The following is a 13984-nucleotide window of genomic DNA, read 5'->3' as shown; positions in this document are numbered from 1 at the left end:
CCACCATTACAGGTGTACCAGCCCGGCTTGTGGTAGCAAAACCAGGCCCATCCCTAAAATACCGCCTATTACAGAAGCTACGGCATCTATAAAATCGTACGTGCCTATTCCGGTAATCTTTGAGAACAATTCAAAGCCATAGCTAATCGTAATCACTATTACCAATGCTATTATGCACGATAAAACAATAGCTGTTGGCCAAAGCCACCAGCCTATCGCCTGCAGGAAGGCCCCCATTACAATGCCAACCAGGAAATGCCTCCATTTATCGGGTGCTATTTTTTTGATCATGCTTTTTTAATGAAAAAGGGTTGTAAGGTTTGACCACTGTTTCCGGCCCCGCAAGCTTCACCGGTATTACTCCCACATTTCTAATTGAGCGGGGATGCATTGAAAACTTTTCCGGTGAAAAGGGCTTAATCCATGTGCAATAATGGCTTTCCGGTGCGCCATTGTTCCATACCCCTTATTATTATGCCAGTTGTACTGTGGAAAATCTTCATGCAGTTTCATCATATATGCATCCCTGCAGGTTTTGGCCAGTACGCTGGCAGCAGCGATAGAAGAAAAAATGCCATCTCCTTTTATGATGCAACGGTGATCAATTTTTTTATAGGCATGAAACCGGTTACCGTCAATCAATAACAATTCAGGTATAATGGGCAGCCCGTCTAAAGCTAAGTGCATAGCTTTAAAGGAAGCGTTTAATATATTGATCCGGTCAATCTCTTCATGATCTACGCTTGCCACATTCCATGCTATCGCTTTTTCTTCAATATAGATTCTCATTTCACTGCGTTGTTCCGCAGTTAATTGTTTGGAATCATTAAGCACAGGGTGAAAAAAATCGCGGGGCAATATTACGGCTGCCGCAAACACAGGCCCGGCCAGGCATCCGCGACCCGCTTCATCGCAACCGGCTTCAATATGTATATCCTGGTAAAACGCCTGTAACATATATTCGTGCTGCAATGTTAAGCATAAAAATTGTACAACTGCCTGCAATAAACTAAAATAGAAATATTCGTATATTACATAAAAACAACTTTATGCCGTATAATAAAAAAGAATTATTGGCATTGCCAGATAAAGAAAAAATGGCATTGGCTGAGGAATTGTGGGATAGCTTAGATGAATCAATCCCTCCCATAACGGATGAAGAAATTGCATTTGCCGAAGAACGTTTGAAAATGCATGAAGCTAACCCTGAAGATGGATTAACTTGGGAGGAGTTTCGTGATAAAATCAGGCAGCGACATGGATTTTGACCTCATTCTGAAGCCCATCGTTTATTGGGACATAGACGAGTCCATTGTTTGGTATGAAAAAAAGATAAAAGGGCTGGGACTTCGTTTCCTGCAATCATTTGAAGAAGTAATAGTCAGAATTGTTGACAATCCTTATTCGTTCTCTTATCTAAAAAAGCCAGTCCGCAAGGCCAAAATAAAAAGATTTCCCTACCGGGTTATTTATGTTATAAATGACCATACGATTTATATACTGGGAGTCATTAATGTAAGGAGAAGTAACAGGTTTATCAAAAAAAGGGCAAGACTTCCATAAAAAATGTATCATCCCAATAATTGCAGAGGCTTAAAACCACATTGTGGTTTGTTGTTGTTGTATAGATTCTTCCCTGCCTGCCGGTAGGCAAGCTGGGTTAGAATGACAAGCGGGAGTAGTGCTGTTGAGCTGTTGCGGTAATGCCGGACAAGGAATCCACTACCTGTCGCCCCAACGAAGGAAGGGTCTAAAAAGAAATGCATCCTACCGATCTTCGTACGAAATTTGAATTTCTCTCACCGAAGGTAAATGCACACGATACGGCTTATGGAATCCCTTTTACAATACTTTTGCAGCTATGAACAAATCGCTTTCACCCTCACCCAACAGGGCAGTAGCCTGGTGGTTATTAACAGGTGCGGGTATGATCATGATACAGGTATTGATAGGAGGCATTACCCGTCTTACCGAATCCGGACTCTCCATTACAGAGTGGAAACCCATTACAGGCATATTGCCACCGATGGGCGATTTAGCCTGGCAGACCGAATTTGATAAATACAAACAGACCGACCAGTTCAGGTACCTGCATTCCGATTTTTCATTGTCCGACTTCAAATTCATTTTCTTCTGGGAGTGGTTTCACCGCTTCTGGGCCCGGCTGCTGGGTATTGTTTTTATGGTGGGATTTACATGGTTCCTGCTGAAGAAAAAATTTAAAAAGGAAATGATCATCCCCCTGATCATCCTTTTTTTGCTGGGTGCGCTGCAGGGCGCTATTGGCTGGATAATGGTAAAAAGCGGGCTGGTACCTGAAAAATATTTCGTGGGACATGTTGAACTCACAACGCATTTTGTAGCGGCCTTAGGATTGTTGGTATACACGTTATGGTTTGCCCTGCAGTTGTTGGTGCCGGAACAACAAACCGTGCATAACCCTGCGCTGAAAAGATTTACAGTGGTGCTGCTCTTCCTGTTATTTGTTCAGTTTTGCTATGGCGGCTTTATGGCCGGACTCAGGGCGGCCACTGTTGCGCCCACCTGGCCTACGATCAATGGAGAATGGTTTCCCGCATCATTATTTAATGAGCGGGGGGCCGCAAACCTGGTAAACAACCCGTTTATGGTGCATTTTATTCACCGCGGCTTAGCTTACCTGATTGTTATACTCATTGCCGGCTGGTTTTTTACCATACAAAAAGCTGCTCTATCGCCCTGGCTGAATAGAACTAAAGCGTTGCCCCTGCTGCTGGTGCTGGTGCAGGTATTGCTGGGCATCGGTACCGTTTTGTTTTCCCCTTCTGCCACTGCATTAGTTTGGTTTGGTGTATTACACCAGTTTACCGCCATGCTGCTGCTGGTATCGCTGGTGTGGGTATTATACCTGGTGCGGAAGTAAAGCGCTATTCACGGATTGATATAACCGGTTATATACAATCGTTCTTTTGCCGGCTTTGTGTTAGCAGGAAAAGATAATATGCGGCCGACAGTATATTATTTTAAGGTCTTTTGCGTTAAATATCAAAGTATTATATTGCGCTGATGCCTGCTGCTTCCAACATAAAAGCATATATAAAGGGGTTTTATTACTCCTTTCCCATTCAGCTTTTCATTCTCCACCTCAGGCGTTACCAGTTGCTCCTTGTTTTCTGGTTCATTTTGGCGAGTGCTATTCATGGCGATTTTATGAGCACTTTTGGTGCTGATTCCCTTTTCCTTGCGCCCGAATACCTGGGAGAAGTGAATGGATTGAGCATGGCTATAGTAGGTGTGGCTACAGGTGTTTTTATTATGAGCTGGAACATCACCACATTTATTTTACATAGCAACCAGTTCAAATTTTTGGCTACTACTTCCAAACCCTTTTTAAAATACTGTATCAACAATGCGGTTATCCCGCTGTTGTTCCTCGTATTCTATTTGTCTAAAAGCATCTATTATGACGTGCATAATGAACTCCTTCCCATAAAGAGAGTTATTATATTGGTAACCGGCTTTTTATCAGGGCTAAGCTTTGCTTTCGTGATTTCCTTCTTATATTTTTTCAGAACGGAGAAATCCATGATGCGTACGATGGAACCCGTTTTCAGGGATCCGAAAGCATTTGCAGCCCAGTTTGGCATAGGCGGCAAACATTTTCATGAAAAAGGAATATTGCATGTTCACTGGTTTTTTAATACGAGGATGAAGCTGAAAAAACCGCGTAACGTAGCGCATTATTCGCAGGAGTTTATTGATACTGTTTTTAAAAGACATCATTTTTCTGCTGTAATATCCATCATAGTGGCTTTCCTGTTCCTGGCCCTTATAGGAATGCTGATGGATAAACCGTTTTTTATTATCCCTGCGGCGGCGGCTATCCTTTTGTTTTTTTCTGTATTGATTGCCGGTTCGGGGGCGCTTACCTACTGGCTCAAAAGCTGGGCTTTCCCTATACTGCTGCTTTTGGGCATAGGATTGAATTTTTTATTTGAAAAAGAGATCATTGATCCCCGTAATAAAGCTTACGGCATCAATTACACGAACCGCACAGAGCGTCCGGTTTACGACAGAGACAGCATCATGCAATTGTGTACGGTTGAAAAAATGGATGCAGATAAGAAGCACATGACCGGGATACTGGAAAGATGGAAGCTCCGGCAAAAAGAAGAGCGCCCTTTATTGTATGTAATAAATGTAAGCGGAGGTGGTACGCGGTCAGCTACTTTTACCCTGAATGTAATGCAGCACTTAGACAGTATAATGAACGGGGAACTGTTAAAAAAAACCTTTATCATCAACGGCGCCTCGGGCGGTATGCTGGGAGCCGCTTATTATCGCGAGCTGTTTCGTTTAAAGCAACAGGGTAATCCCATTCATCTGCAGGATCAGCAGTATGCCGATAACATATCCAAAGACCTGCTCAATCCGCTGTTTGCTTCCTTTGTAACACGCGATCTTTTTGCTCCTGCCCAGCAGTTTAAGGCAGGAAACTTCCGTTATATTAAAGACAGGGGCTATGCTTTTGAAGAGCAACTGAACCGCAATACCGGCAAAATACTCGATTACACTTTAGGAGATATCATGGAAGATGAGCGCGACGCGAAGATCCCGCTTATGCTTTTTAATGCCACTATTACGAAGGATGGGCGTAAAATGATCTTCAGCACCCAGCCTGTTAGTTTTATGATGCGCAATTGGCCCGATTCGGCAGCCGGTATAACAGCCGAGCCGGACGCTATTGATTTTACCGCCATGTTTAAGAAGCAGGATCCGTTTAGCCTCAGGCTGCTTTCTACCTTACGGATCAATGCCACTTTTCCGTACGTGCTGCCCAATGTATGGCTGCCTTCCACACCTATTATTGATGTAATGGATGCAGGCATGCGCGATAATTTTGGACAGGAGTCTTCCCTTCGTTTTTTGCATGTAATGGAAGACTGGATAACGGTTAATACAGGGGGAGTGGTATTTATACAAATACGCGATCGTAAAGACGGTGAATGGGATGAAGGGTATGAAGATCCAAGCATTACAGGTATGTTCACAAAGCCTATTATGACCCTTCAGCATAACTGGATGAAGATGCAGGATTATTATCATGATGAAATGATCCAGTATGCCCATACCGGGTATACATTCCCGTTTAACAAAATTACCTTTTCCTATACACCATTACCTAAGCAAAAAGGAGCCGCGTTAAACTTTCATCTTACCCGCAATGAAAAATTAGATATCAGGAGAGCGTTGCGCTCGGTATCCAATATAGAAGCATTTAAAAAGATCGTTTTTTGGCAAACTGGTGTTCCGAAGGCCGGATTAGCCGGAAGGCATCAGGAACAACCCTGATATCAAAAAGAGCAGCGGTAGGCTTGGGGTCTCCATCAATATGAAGCGGGGCTGAATCGGGGTTTTTGATACGGAGACTTTTCGTTTGATAATATATAACGCCCTTTTTTTTATAGCGAACTTCTTTTACCTCTCCCCTCCATATTTGCTGCAGCACGGCAAGCAGCATATATGGCTTATTCATTTTCTGTACAATTACAATATCCAGCAAACCATCATTAAGATCAGCCTTGGGGGCAATGGTAAACTGGTTACCGAACTGGTTACTATTGGCTATGCTGATAAAAAAAGCCTCTGTGAAAAGGGGTGCGCCATTTGCTGAAATCTCAAAATTGTAAGGCGTGGCCTTTAAAAAATTGTTGTAGGTCTGCCTGATATAGGTGAGCAGCCCTCTCCTGTTCTGTTTTGCAAAATCGTGGGCTACCTGTGCATCAAAGCCTAAGCCGCTAAGCATGCACGAAAAGTTATCATTGATTGTAAAAGCATCAGTAAGTACCGGTGTGCCGGTAAAGATAAGGTCAATGGCCCTGTGGGGATTCTTTGAAATGCCGGCGCAAAAAGCGAGGCCATTACCGGAGCCACAGGGGATAAGTCCAAAATTAACGTTCGTATCTCTCAGGCTATGTACTACACTGCTTATGGTGCCATCGCCTCCGGCCACCACAATATCCGTTACGCCTTCGTATAATATTTTACTGCGGATAGGAAGATAATCGCCTTCTGCATTGGTAGGATAAATTTCAAAATCTGTTGCTGATGCAGCACATTTTTTTTCAATAAGCTTCCTGATGCGGGACTTATTCCCTGTACCAGCAACCGGATTGAGCAAAAAAATTATCCTTCGTTTCATACCTGCAAACTGTGCAACTTAAATAGTATTAAGGTAAGATGCATGGCATTAAAGCAGCCTTATTGGGAGTTAGCGTTCATAAGTTTAAGATTTTTGGTCCTAAACCGTTTGTTTACATCACGCACTTCCTCTTCTGCACCGCTCTTCCGCCTTCCGGTGGCATGAACAGAATGATCTTAAGCTCTTTGAGATACTTTTTTCTTGCTTTTCAATGCCTGGGTAATAACTGCAGAAAGGTTTTGCAGCGTAGGCTTTCCTTCAAAACGTTCTCCGTTAACAAAAATCGCCGGCACATCTGTAACACCTGCATCCACAGCCTGCATCTGGTCATCTCTTACATACCATCCGAACTTTGAATTCATCAGATCATCCAGGAAGTGTTTACGTGTAACGCCTACATCACGGGCATAGCCTTTGAGGCTGATGGTACCCAAATTGCGCTGGTGATTAAGCAGAATATTATGCATTTCCCAGAATTTCCCTTCCTGGCCTGCTGCAATGGCAGCTTCCGCTGCTTTAAAAGAGCGCTGGTGAATGCGGGTGAGGGGGAAATGACGAAAATTGTATTTTATCTTTCCTTTATATGTTTCCAGCAATTGCAGCATTACATCGTGAATTTTGGCTGTATCAGCACTTTCGTAATCTCCATACTCCACAATAAGCACTTTTGCTTCAGGATCGCCAACAATCATCTCTTTCGGCGGTATTATCTTTTCTTCAACTTTAAACTTCATAACCCAATCTTTTTATGATTAATCCAATAATGTCAAAATAGATGCCATTTCATCCTTCCTGACGTAAACCCATATAATATAAGGTAAAGATCAACAATTTTACATGATTTTCAACATATTAGTCCAATATACGGTATAATGACATATTGTCTTGGCATGAATACCGTTTTTTAACAAAAAAATCTGGTAGGTTTGAAAGCTTAAATATTTATTTTTTATGTCTAACGGCACAAAATCCGAGATCCGCTTTTTAGAAGGACCACAATCGAGGTGGGAAGAATTTAAATTTGTGGTGAAATCTTGCCGGGAGTTTATAAAAGGGTTCAGGGCTTTACATTTTGCAGGACCCTGCGTTACTATATTTGGGTCGGCAAGGTTTAAGGAAGATCATGAGTATTACATACTTACGCAAAAACTATCGGCAGCAATAGCAAAACTTGGCTTTACTGTTATGACAGGCGGCGGCCCGGGCATTATGGAAGCCGCCAACCGGGGAGCACGGGAAGTTGGCGGAAGGTCAGTTGGTTGCAACATAGTTTTGCCCCATGAGCAGCAGCCCAATCCTTATCTTGATAAATGGGTGAATATCAAGTATTTCTTTGTTCGAAAAACCCTTCTGGTAAAATATTCCTATGCTTTTGTGGTAATGCCTGGCGGCTTTGGTACCCTCGACGAGCTTTTTGAAGCGCTAACCCTTATCCAAACCAAAATGATCAAAGCATTTCCGATTATTATTTTTTGTAAGGATTTTCACAGGGAGCTGATGGACTATATAGAAAAGCTGAAAGTGGCGGGTACCATCTCAACCGATGATCTGGATCTTGTTTTGCTTACCGATTCTGTTGAAGAAGCCGTTGAACATATCAGAACGAACAGCATTGACCAGTTTGGGCTGAAATACGCCGAACCCAAACCTGCCAGGTGGCTGTTTGAGAAACGCTTCTTCAATTTCTGATGAATTGGTTAAGGTATTCTGTGTTGCAAAGGTACAGGACACAGGGGCAGCCTATAAACAATAATGCCGTTTTATGGTGGCACTATTGTTTACCATGATCACACCATAATAAGGTCTTTATTATAGCAGCGTAGCGTCTAATGTAATATTCGTATTCAGCAACTTGCTGATCGGGCAATTGGCTTTTGCATCTGCCGCGGCTGCATCAAACTTTGCTTTATCAATACCGGGTACTTTTGCTTTTAATACAAGGTGAGAGGATGTAATGCTCATGCCATCCAGCGTAATGGTACAGTCGGTATTAATTTCATCGGCAGTAAACCCTGCTTCATTCAGCGAAAATGCCAGCTTCATACTGAAGCACCCCGCGTGCGCGGCAGCAATCAACTCTTCGGGATTGGTGCCTGTGCCGTTCTCAAAACGCGACTTATAGGAATACTGTGTTTTACTGAGTACACTGCTCTGTGTGCTTACTACACCATTGCCATCTTTACCTGTGCCGTTCCATACGGCTGTTGCTGAACGTTTCATGATTGTATGATTTAATTGCTACTAAGTTCCGAAATCTTTTCGAGCCTTTGCCTTATAACAAATAATTTTACGTTTTTCGAAAACCAAACCATTCTTCATGCCGCCTGTTATTTCCAAACTTCCCGAAGTGGGCACAACCATTTTTACGGTGATGAGTTCCTTAGCAAAGGAACACGATGCGGTTAACCTTGGACAGGGTTTCCCGGATTTTGCCATGAATGAAGCACTGATTGCAAAAGTTAATGAAGCTATGGTAAAGGGATGTAACCAGTACACGCACATGAATGGTTATATGCCGTTGCGTGAAGTGCTGGCGGAGAAGATAGGGAACTTGTATGGAGCTTCCATAAATCCTGATATGGAAATAACCGTTACCCCTGGCGGAACCTATGCTATATATACTGCACTAACCAGCGTTTTGCAACCGGGAGATGAAGTCATTATTTTTCAACCGGGGTACGACAGTTATATACCCAACGTGGTGATCAACGGTGCCACACCTGTGCTAATTCCTTTACACTATCCTGATTATAGCATTGACTGGGAGGCAGTACGCAACGCAGTTAGTTCCCGCACCCGTATGATCATGCTTAATTCGCCGCATAACCCCACAGGCGCCATATTGCGGGAGAATGACATAGCAGCATTAAGAACGATAGTTAAAGGAACGAATATTTTTATCCTGAGCGATGAGGTATACGAGCATGTGATATTTGATGCATTGCCGCACCACAGCATGCTGCGTTACCCCGACCTGTTGGAAAGAAGCTTTGTATGTTTTTCTTTTGGCAAAATCTATCACTGCACGGGCTGGAAGATCGGGTATTGTGTGGCGCCGGCCGGCGCTATGGCTGAGTTCAGGAAAGTACACCAGTTCAATTGCTTTTCTACGGATACACCCAAGCAGGTAGCGCTGGCTTCCTTTTTAAAGCAAAAAGACCAGTACGAATCGCTGGGAGATTTCATACAACAGAAAAGAGATTATTTTCTGCAACTGATGAAGGACACAAAGTTCAGGATGCACAATTCTTATGGCAGTTATTTTATTTTGGGCAGCTACGGTCATTTCAGCGATGAAACGGAAAAAGACATGGCTATCCGCATCACCAAAGATCATAAGGTAGCCACTATTCCTGTTTCGGCATTTTACCAAACGCCCACCGATAATAAAGTGCTGCGTTTTTGTTTTTGTAAAAAAAGCGAAACCCTGGAAAAAGCGGCAGAAAGGCTGAGGAGGGTGTAGGCGTGCATTATTCATATCCTTTGCAGGCTGTCAAAAAAAATTGCTTTAATGAAACTGCCGGAGGAAGTAAAATCACATTCTTCCAAATGGCTGAAAACTAAAGACAGCGTATTAAGCAACTTTTACTGGCAGAACGCCCGCCTGAACGATGCGGTCGGGCAGGGATATGGTGCTTTTTTCTGTTAACCCTGCGGAGGCAGATATCGTTATCGCCTATATCGCTAATCAGCACGCACACCATAGTAAGAAAAACTTCCAGGATGAATACAGGGAATATCTTAAAGGATCATACCTTTATTTTCATAATTACTCCCTCTCCCACACCCTCACATAATCTACCTCCATTCTTTTTGGAAATGCAGTGTGCTGCGGATCACCGCCATTCTGCCCGCCAACAGCCAGGTTCAATAGCATGTAGTGTGGTTGCTTAAAAGGATTGAACCCGCTGCCGTCTTTGTTTACCAATGAATCAACGGCTACTCTATTCAGCAGGGAATCATCAACATATAACGCAATATATTGTTCATTCCAGTCCATACGCCAGGTATGGAATTGGGCAGCCCAGCCGGCACCGCCTAATTTTTTTATACCTGTTTTAGTAGTATGCCACTCGTTAGATTGGTTTTTGCCACGGCAAAGGATATTCGCTAAAAGTGTGTCGCGGTAATATTCCATGATGTCTATTTCGCCGTTTTCCGGCCAATGTTTTTTCATGCCCAGTGTCCACCAGGCCGGCCACATACCCGGATCAACATCAATGCGCGCCCGCATTTCAAAGCGGCCGTACTGCCAGGCTTGTGTTCCTTTGGTGATCAGGCAGGAGGAAGTATAATCAATAGTTGGTCTTTTCTTCCGCCAGTCGTTGCTGCCGTTTACATATAACGGGTTGGGCTTCTGTTCCCGCCGTGCTTCAATAACAAGCAGCCCTTTTTCGCACCGGGCATTTTCCGGCTGGTACCACTGCAATTCTTCATTGCGAACAAAGCCTTTCTCGTAGTTCCATTTGGTGGAATCCGGGGAGCCCTCTTTATTAAATTCATCGCTCCACACCAGGCGATACCCGTCTTTTTCCTGGGCAAACAGCTGATCAGCGGTTATTATACATATAACAGGCAGGATGATGCGATATAAATGCACACACATAGCATTACAGATGAATGAGATTATAAGATACTTCAATTATACGGAAGTTTCCTATTCCTGCTCACACATTGTTGTAACAGTATTGCCGGAGCATCATTTTATTGGTTTGCAGGAAGAATAACAGGACTGGCTGTTGTAGCCATTGGCTGAAACGGAAACAGGGGATAGCTGCTTTGCTGAACGCCTATGCTGCCTGAAATAGAAAAAGTTCTGTCGTCATTTATATACATCAGACCAAGTTCCGCCCTGGAGTATACGCCAAAAGCGCCGGATTTGAACAGACTCTTATTTGGATCGGTTTTAGTATCAGCAAATGACCGGAAGGAACGATTGAAGTTTATATAGGAAGGCGCTGCGGATACACCGGCAAATGCATACAAATTATTATTTAACCTGCGATTGAGCTGCAAACCCAGCGGAACACTTACAAAATTTGCGTTGCCGCCATTAAAAAAGCTAAAACCGGTTGACAGCCCGCTGTACCTGGTAACGAACCATTTCTTACCTGATAAATGGTTTATAGCAGACGCATCATTATTTTCAAATCCACTCCGATGCGTATAATCCATAGCACTTAGCGGCAGAGCGGTTTGTGCACCTGCTGCCACAGCAAAAAATGATATACAGAATAATAACAGGAAACGCATATTGCTTAGCTTGTAATATAAAATTACGGATTGTTCACGTATTATAACCGAAAATGAAAATAGCAAAAGTTAATAACCGGTTACAGGGCGGGGTTGTATAAAAAGTCACGAAGACACGAAGAAATTAAAACGGGAAGATGAGGACTTTGTTTCTTTGAGCCTTAGTGGTATATCTTTTATACCGCCCTTTTGAGACAGCCTCATCTGCAGCTAAAATAACTGTACGGGTAAGGCTAAAATGATATGCAGTGGACCTACAGTCCCTGGTTATTGTATATTCTCCTTTACAAAATTATCCGCATATTCTTTAATCATATCCCTAACCTTCCTGAATTGCTGCACGATTTCCTCCTCACTACCTTTTGCTTTCGCCGGGTCGGGGAAATTATGATGAAACTGTTGCGCGTTTGAGGGAAAAACCGGGCAGCGCTCCCTGGCATTGTCACAAACCGTAATAATATAATCAAAATCTATATCCCGGTATTCTTTTATATTATTAGAAGTATGCGTTGAAATATCAATACCATCATCCTTCATAATCGCTACTGCACGGGAGTTTACGCCATGCGTTTCTATGCCTGCACTGTATATAGCTGCACTGTTACCTGCAAAATGCTTCAGGTATCCTTCCGCTATCTGGCTACGGCAACTGTTGCCCGTACAGAGTACTAAAATTTTCTTCATGCTTTTATCTTTCGTAATTAATTACAACATCCCGATCCGCAGCAGGCATCCTTTGCTTCTATTGGTTTTTCGGCATATACAGTAATACTGAATATACCGGTGTAACCTGCTTTAAAATCAGCCATTTCATCTTCATTCAAATAGTTGTTTAGTATATCGGCCGGAATAACGATAGGCTTTTCTTTTTGCTGCACTATATTTTCAAAACCACCCGCCTGTATCAATTCCAGGTACGCCTCCTTTTGGATGGCGCCTGCTACGCAACCCGCATACATTTCGGCATCTTTTTTAAGATTACCGGGAAGCTCACCCACCAGCACGATATCTGAAATGCTGAAATGACCGCCCGGCTTCAGTACCCTGTATATTTCTTTAAATACTTTGGCTTTATCGGGAACAAGATTAAGCACGCAATTGCTTACAATGACATCCGCTACATCAGCGGCAACAGGCATATTGTCAATGTCTCCCTGCCTGAATTCTACATTGACATAACCCAGGTTTTCTGCGTTCGCTTTTGCTTTTAGAATCATAGCCGGTGTAAAGTCAATACCAATTACCTTACCGGATGCTCCGGTTTCCGCTCTTGCCACAAAACAATCATTACCCGCGCCGCTGCCCAGGTCAATGACTGTATCGCCCTCCTTTATTTTGGCAAATTGCGTGGGTAGTCCGCAGCCCAGTCCTAAATCGGCATCGGACACATATCCTTCCATCCCGCCGTAATCATCGGTCATAATGTTGTATACTTCGGTTGAGCAGCCACCGGCGCCACAGCACGACGACTGGTTGGTTCCTTTTTCCTGTAAGGCTATTTCGCTGTATTTCTGCCTTACTATTGCCTTGAGTTCTTCCTGTGCTGACATATTATGCTAAGTTTAAAATGTATAATCGAAATATTACGATTGATTTGATTAAAAAAATCAGCAGCATTTCCCCGTAATGGCTTTATATGCCGAAAACAAATCGGTTATGTAATTTTTGGCGATATTCCATTCGGTTTCATCTATGCAATAACAAACCTTTACCCCTTCAATGTCACCTTTTATTAAACCCGCCGCTTTCAGCTCTTTTAAATGCTGCGATACCGTACTTTGCGACAGCGGCAGTTCATCTACTATATCACCACAAATACATGACCGCTTATTGATCAACAATTTCAATATCGCCACACGTGCGGGGTGTGCCAGTGCTTTGGCATATTTTGCTATCCTGTTATCTTTTACCGTAAATTCTTCCGCCTTTGTTGCTCCCATTGTTTTTATTATATCGCAATATTACGATTAATTTTAAAAAATCAAAAATTCTCCCGGAATATTCTTTTTTTTGTACTCCTTTGCATAAAGCATCAGGCTGAATAATATGCTCAAACAACTACTTTTTATAGGGATTGGCGGCGGCATTGGCAGCATATTACGCTATACGGTGCAGTGGTGTATGAGCCGGCACACCAGTATGGTATTTCCCGCAGGTACATTTATTGTAAATATTACCGGCTGCTTTTTAATAGGATTATTCTATGCCCTGGCGGCAAAGGACAACATCCTCAATATAGAATGGCGGCTATTTTTAATTACGGGGCTTTGCGGGGGCTACACTACCTTTTCCAGCTTTTCGTACGAGAATTTAGTACTGCTGAAGCAGGGACATTACCTGCAGTTTTCGTTATATGCCGGACTAAGCGTTTTGCTGGGTTTGCTGGCCACGGTGGGTGGAATGGCAGCGGGTAAATAAGCTGGTTGCAAAGTTGAAGAATAAATTATTCCCTGCCATGGCCATTTATCCCGCAGATAATATCTTTACTTTTTTACGCCAACTTAGCTCAGCTGGTAGAGCATTTCATTCGTAATGAAAGGGTCGTCGGTT

General features: G+C 43.1%; 18 protein-coding genes. 8 read left to right on the top strand and 10 right to left on the bottom strand.

Annotated elements, in window-relative coordinates; genetic code table 11:
- Positions 1 to 6: 6 nt before the first annotated feature.
- Complete coding sequence (locus PLE34_RS05595) at positions 7 to 291, bottom strand: hypothetical protein (RefSeq protein WP_324554806.1); 285 nt, start codon at positions 289 to 291, stop codon at positions 7 to 9.
- Between the two features lie 66 nt (positions 292 to 357).
- Positions 358 to 957, bottom strand: coding sequence for a ribonuclease HII (rnhB, locus tag PLE34_RS05590; protein ID WP_324554805.1), 600 nt, complete (start codon positions 955 to 957; stop codon positions 358 to 360).
- 92 nt (positions 958 to 1049) lie between these two features.
- On the opposite strand from rnhB, the gene PLE34_RS05585 reads away from it, so the two are divergent.
- The 4 genes from PLE34_RS05585 (at position 1050) to PLE34_RS05570 (ending at position 5331) form a co-directional block, all read left to right on the top strand.
- Positions 1050 to 1268, top strand: coding sequence for an addiction module protein (locus tag PLE34_RS05585; protein ID WP_324554804.1), 219 nt, complete (start codon positions 1050 to 1052; stop codon positions 1266 to 1268).
- On the top strand, positions 1258 to 1563 hold the full coding sequence (locus PLE34_RS05580; RefSeq protein WP_324554803.1) for a type II toxin-antitoxin system RelE/ParE family toxin: 306 nt from the start codon (positions 1258 to 1260) through the stop codon (positions 1561 to 1563). The genes PLE34_RS05585 and PLE34_RS05580 overlap by 11 nt, the downstream gene beginning before the upstream one ends.
- A gap of 298 nt (positions 1564 to 1861) precedes the next feature.
- Positions 1862 to 2902 (top strand): COX15/CtaA family protein, encoded by a 1041-nt coding sequence (locus PLE34_RS05575; protein ID WP_324554802.1) that lies wholly within the window; start codon positions 1862 to 1864, stop codon positions 2900 to 2902.
- A 143-nt stretch (positions 2903 to 3045) separates the two neighbouring features.
- Positions 3046 to 5331 (top strand): hypothetical protein, encoded by a 2286-nt coding sequence (locus tag PLE34_RS05570; protein WP_324554801.1) that lies wholly within the window; start codon positions 3046 to 3048, stop codon positions 5329 to 5331.
- Here PLE34_RS05570 and PLE34_RS05565 read toward each other — a convergent pair.
- Positions 5258 to 6181, bottom strand: a complete 924-nt coding sequence (locus PLE34_RS05565; protein WP_324554800.1) for a diacylglycerol/lipid kinase family protein — start codon at positions 6179 to 6181, stop codon at positions 5258 to 5260. The two genes, PLE34_RS05570 and PLE34_RS05565, sit on opposite strands and share 74 nt — an antisense overlap.
- Positions 6182 to 6357: 176 nt before the next feature.
- Complete coding sequence (locus tag PLE34_RS05560) at positions 6358 to 6915, bottom strand: DsbA family protein (protein WP_324554799.1); 558 nt, start codon at positions 6913 to 6915, stop codon at positions 6358 to 6360.
- A gap of 217 nt (positions 6916 to 7132) precedes the next feature.
- Between PLE34_RS05560 and PLE34_RS05555 the strand changes: the two genes are divergently transcribed.
- On the top strand, positions 7133 to 7870 hold the full coding sequence (locus PLE34_RS05555; RefSeq protein WP_324554798.1) for an LOG family protein: 738 nt from the start codon (positions 7133 to 7135) through the stop codon (positions 7868 to 7870).
- A 120-nt stretch (positions 7871 to 7990) separates the two neighbouring features.
- On the opposite strand, the gene PLE34_RS05550 is transcribed toward PLE34_RS05555, so the two are convergent.
- The gene (locus PLE34_RS05550; protein ID WP_324554797.1) at positions 7991 to 8401 is read right to left on the bottom strand and encodes an OsmC family protein; all 411 of its coding nucleotides are present in this window, start codon (positions 8399 to 8401) and stop codon (positions 7991 to 7993) included.
- A 97-nt stretch (positions 8402 to 8498) separates the two neighbouring features.
- Here PLE34_RS05550 and PLE34_RS05545 point away from each other — a divergent pair, with 97 nt between their 5' ends.
- Together PLE34_RS05545 and PLE34_RS05540 are read left to right on the top strand one after the other, a co-directional pair.
- Complete coding sequence (locus tag PLE34_RS05545; RefSeq protein WP_324554796.1) at positions 8499 to 9644, top strand: methionine aminotransferase; 1146 nt, start codon at positions 8499 to 8501, stop codon at positions 9642 to 9644.
- A gap of 48 nt (positions 9645 to 9692) precedes the next feature.
- Entirely contained in the window at positions 9693 to 9830 is a 138-nt protein-coding gene (locus tag PLE34_RS05540; protein ID WP_324554795.1) for a hypothetical protein, read from the top strand.
- Between the two features lie 120 nt (positions 9831 to 9950).
- On the opposite strand, the gene PLE34_RS05535 is transcribed toward PLE34_RS05540, so the two are convergent.
- From PLE34_RS05535 to PLE34_RS05515, 5 genes are all read right to left on the bottom strand, one after another.
- Entirely contained in the window at positions 9951 to 10787 is an 837-nt protein-coding gene (locus tag PLE34_RS05535) for a glycoside hydrolase family 16 protein (RefSeq protein WP_324554794.1), read from the bottom strand.
- A 98-nt stretch (positions 10788 to 10885) separates the two neighbouring features.
- Entirely contained in the window at positions 10886 to 11395 is a 510-nt protein-coding gene (locus PLE34_RS05530) for a hypothetical protein (RefSeq protein WP_324554793.1), read from the bottom strand.
- A gap of 306 nt (positions 11396 to 11701) precedes the next feature.
- Complete coding sequence (locus PLE34_RS05525) at positions 11702 to 12118, bottom strand: arsenate reductase ArsC (protein WP_324554792.1); 417 nt, start codon at positions 12116 to 12118, stop codon at positions 11702 to 11704.
- A gap of 17 nt (positions 12119 to 12135) precedes the next feature.
- Entirely contained in the window at positions 12136 to 12984 is an 849-nt protein-coding gene (locus tag PLE34_RS05520; protein ID WP_324554791.1) for an arsenite methyltransferase, read from the bottom strand.
- A 57-nt stretch (positions 12985 to 13041) separates the two neighbouring features.
- Positions 13042 to 13374: an ArsR/SmtB family transcription factor gene (locus PLE34_RS05515; RefSeq protein ID WP_324554790.1), complete on the bottom strand. Its 333-nt coding sequence runs from the start codon at positions 13372 to 13374 to the stop codon at positions 13042 to 13044.
- Positions 13375 to 13480: 106 nt separating this feature from the next.
- On the opposite strand from PLE34_RS05515, the gene crcB reads away from it, so the two are divergent.
- The gene (gene crcB, locus PLE34_RS05510; protein ID WP_324554789.1) at positions 13481 to 13852 is read left to right on the top strand and encodes a fluoride efflux transporter CrcB; all 372 of its coding nucleotides are present in this window, start codon (positions 13481 to 13483) and stop codon (positions 13850 to 13852) included.
- Positions 13853 to 13984: the final 132 nt, after the last annotated feature.

Origin of the sequence: Agriterribacter sp. (genome assembly GCF_035445465.1) — a bacterium.
In the GTDB taxonomy this organism is placed as follows: domain Bacteria; phylum Bacteroidota; class Bacteroidia; order Chitinophagales; family Chitinophagaceae; genus Agriterribacter.
This window is presented reverse-complemented; position numbering and strand designations above follow the sequence as displayed.

Coding starts and splice junctions, on each gene's coding strand:
- PLE34_RS05570 (WP_324554801.1), top strand. CDS start 3,046: ATGCCTGCTGCTTCCAACATAAAAGCATATATAAAGGGGTTTTATTAC.
- PLE34_RS05555 (WP_324554798.1), top strand. CDS start 7,133: ATGTCTAACGGCACAAAATCCGAGATCCGCTTTTTAGAAGGACCACAA.
- rnhB (WP_324554805.1), bottom strand. CDS start 957: ATGTTACAGGCGTTTTACCAGGATATACATATTGAAGCCGGTTGCGAT.
- PLE34_RS05560 (WP_324554799.1), bottom strand. CDS start 6,915: ATGAAGTTTAAAGTTGAAGAAAAGATAATACCGCCGAAAGAGATGATT.
- PLE34_RS05525 (WP_324554792.1), bottom strand. CDS start 12,118: ATGAAGAAAATTTTAGTACTCTGTACGGGCAACAGTTGCCGTAGCCAG.
- PLE34_RS05515 (WP_324554790.1), bottom strand. CDS start 13,374: ATGGGAGCAACAAAGGCGGAAGAATTTACGGTAAAAGATAACAGGATA.
- crcB (WP_324554789.1), top strand. CDS start 13,481: ATGCTCAAACAACTACTTTTTATAGGGATTGGCGGCGGCATTGGCAGC.
- PLE34_RS05595 (WP_324554806.1), bottom strand. CDS start 291: ATGATCAAAAAAATAGCACCCGATAAATGGAGGCATTTCCTGGTTGGC.
- PLE34_RS05585 (WP_324554804.1), top strand. CDS start 1,050: ATGCCGTATAATAAAAAAGAATTATTGGCATTGCCAGATAAAGAAAAA.
- PLE34_RS05565 (WP_324554800.1), bottom strand. CDS start 6,181: ATGAAACGAAGGATAATTTTTTTGCTCAATCCGGTTGCTGGTACAGGG.
- PLE34_RS05540 (WP_324554795.1), top strand. CDS start 9,693: ATGAAACTGCCGGAGGAAGTAAAATCACATTCTTCCAAATGGCTGAAA.
- PLE34_RS05520 (WP_324554791.1), bottom strand. CDS start 12,984: ATGTCAGCACAGGAAGAACTCAAGGCAATAGTAAGGCAGAAATACAGC.
- PLE34_RS05545 (WP_324554796.1), top strand. CDS start 8,499: ATGCCGCCTGTTATTTCCAAACTTCCCGAAGTGGGCACAACCATTTTT.
- PLE34_RS05575 (WP_324554802.1), top strand. CDS start 1,862: ATGAACAAATCGCTTTCACCCTCACCCAACAGGGCAGTAGCCTGGTGG.
- PLE34_RS05580 (WP_324554803.1), top strand. CDS start 1,258: ATGGATTTTGACCTCATTCTGAAGCCCATCGTTTATTGGGACATAGAC.
- PLE34_RS05535 (WP_324554794.1), bottom strand. CDS start 10,787: ATGTGTGTGCATTTATATCGCATCATCCTGCCTGTTATATGTATAATA.
- PLE34_RS05550 (WP_324554797.1), bottom strand. CDS start 8,401: ATGAAACGTTCAGCAACAGCCGTATGGAACGGCACAGGTAAAGATGGC.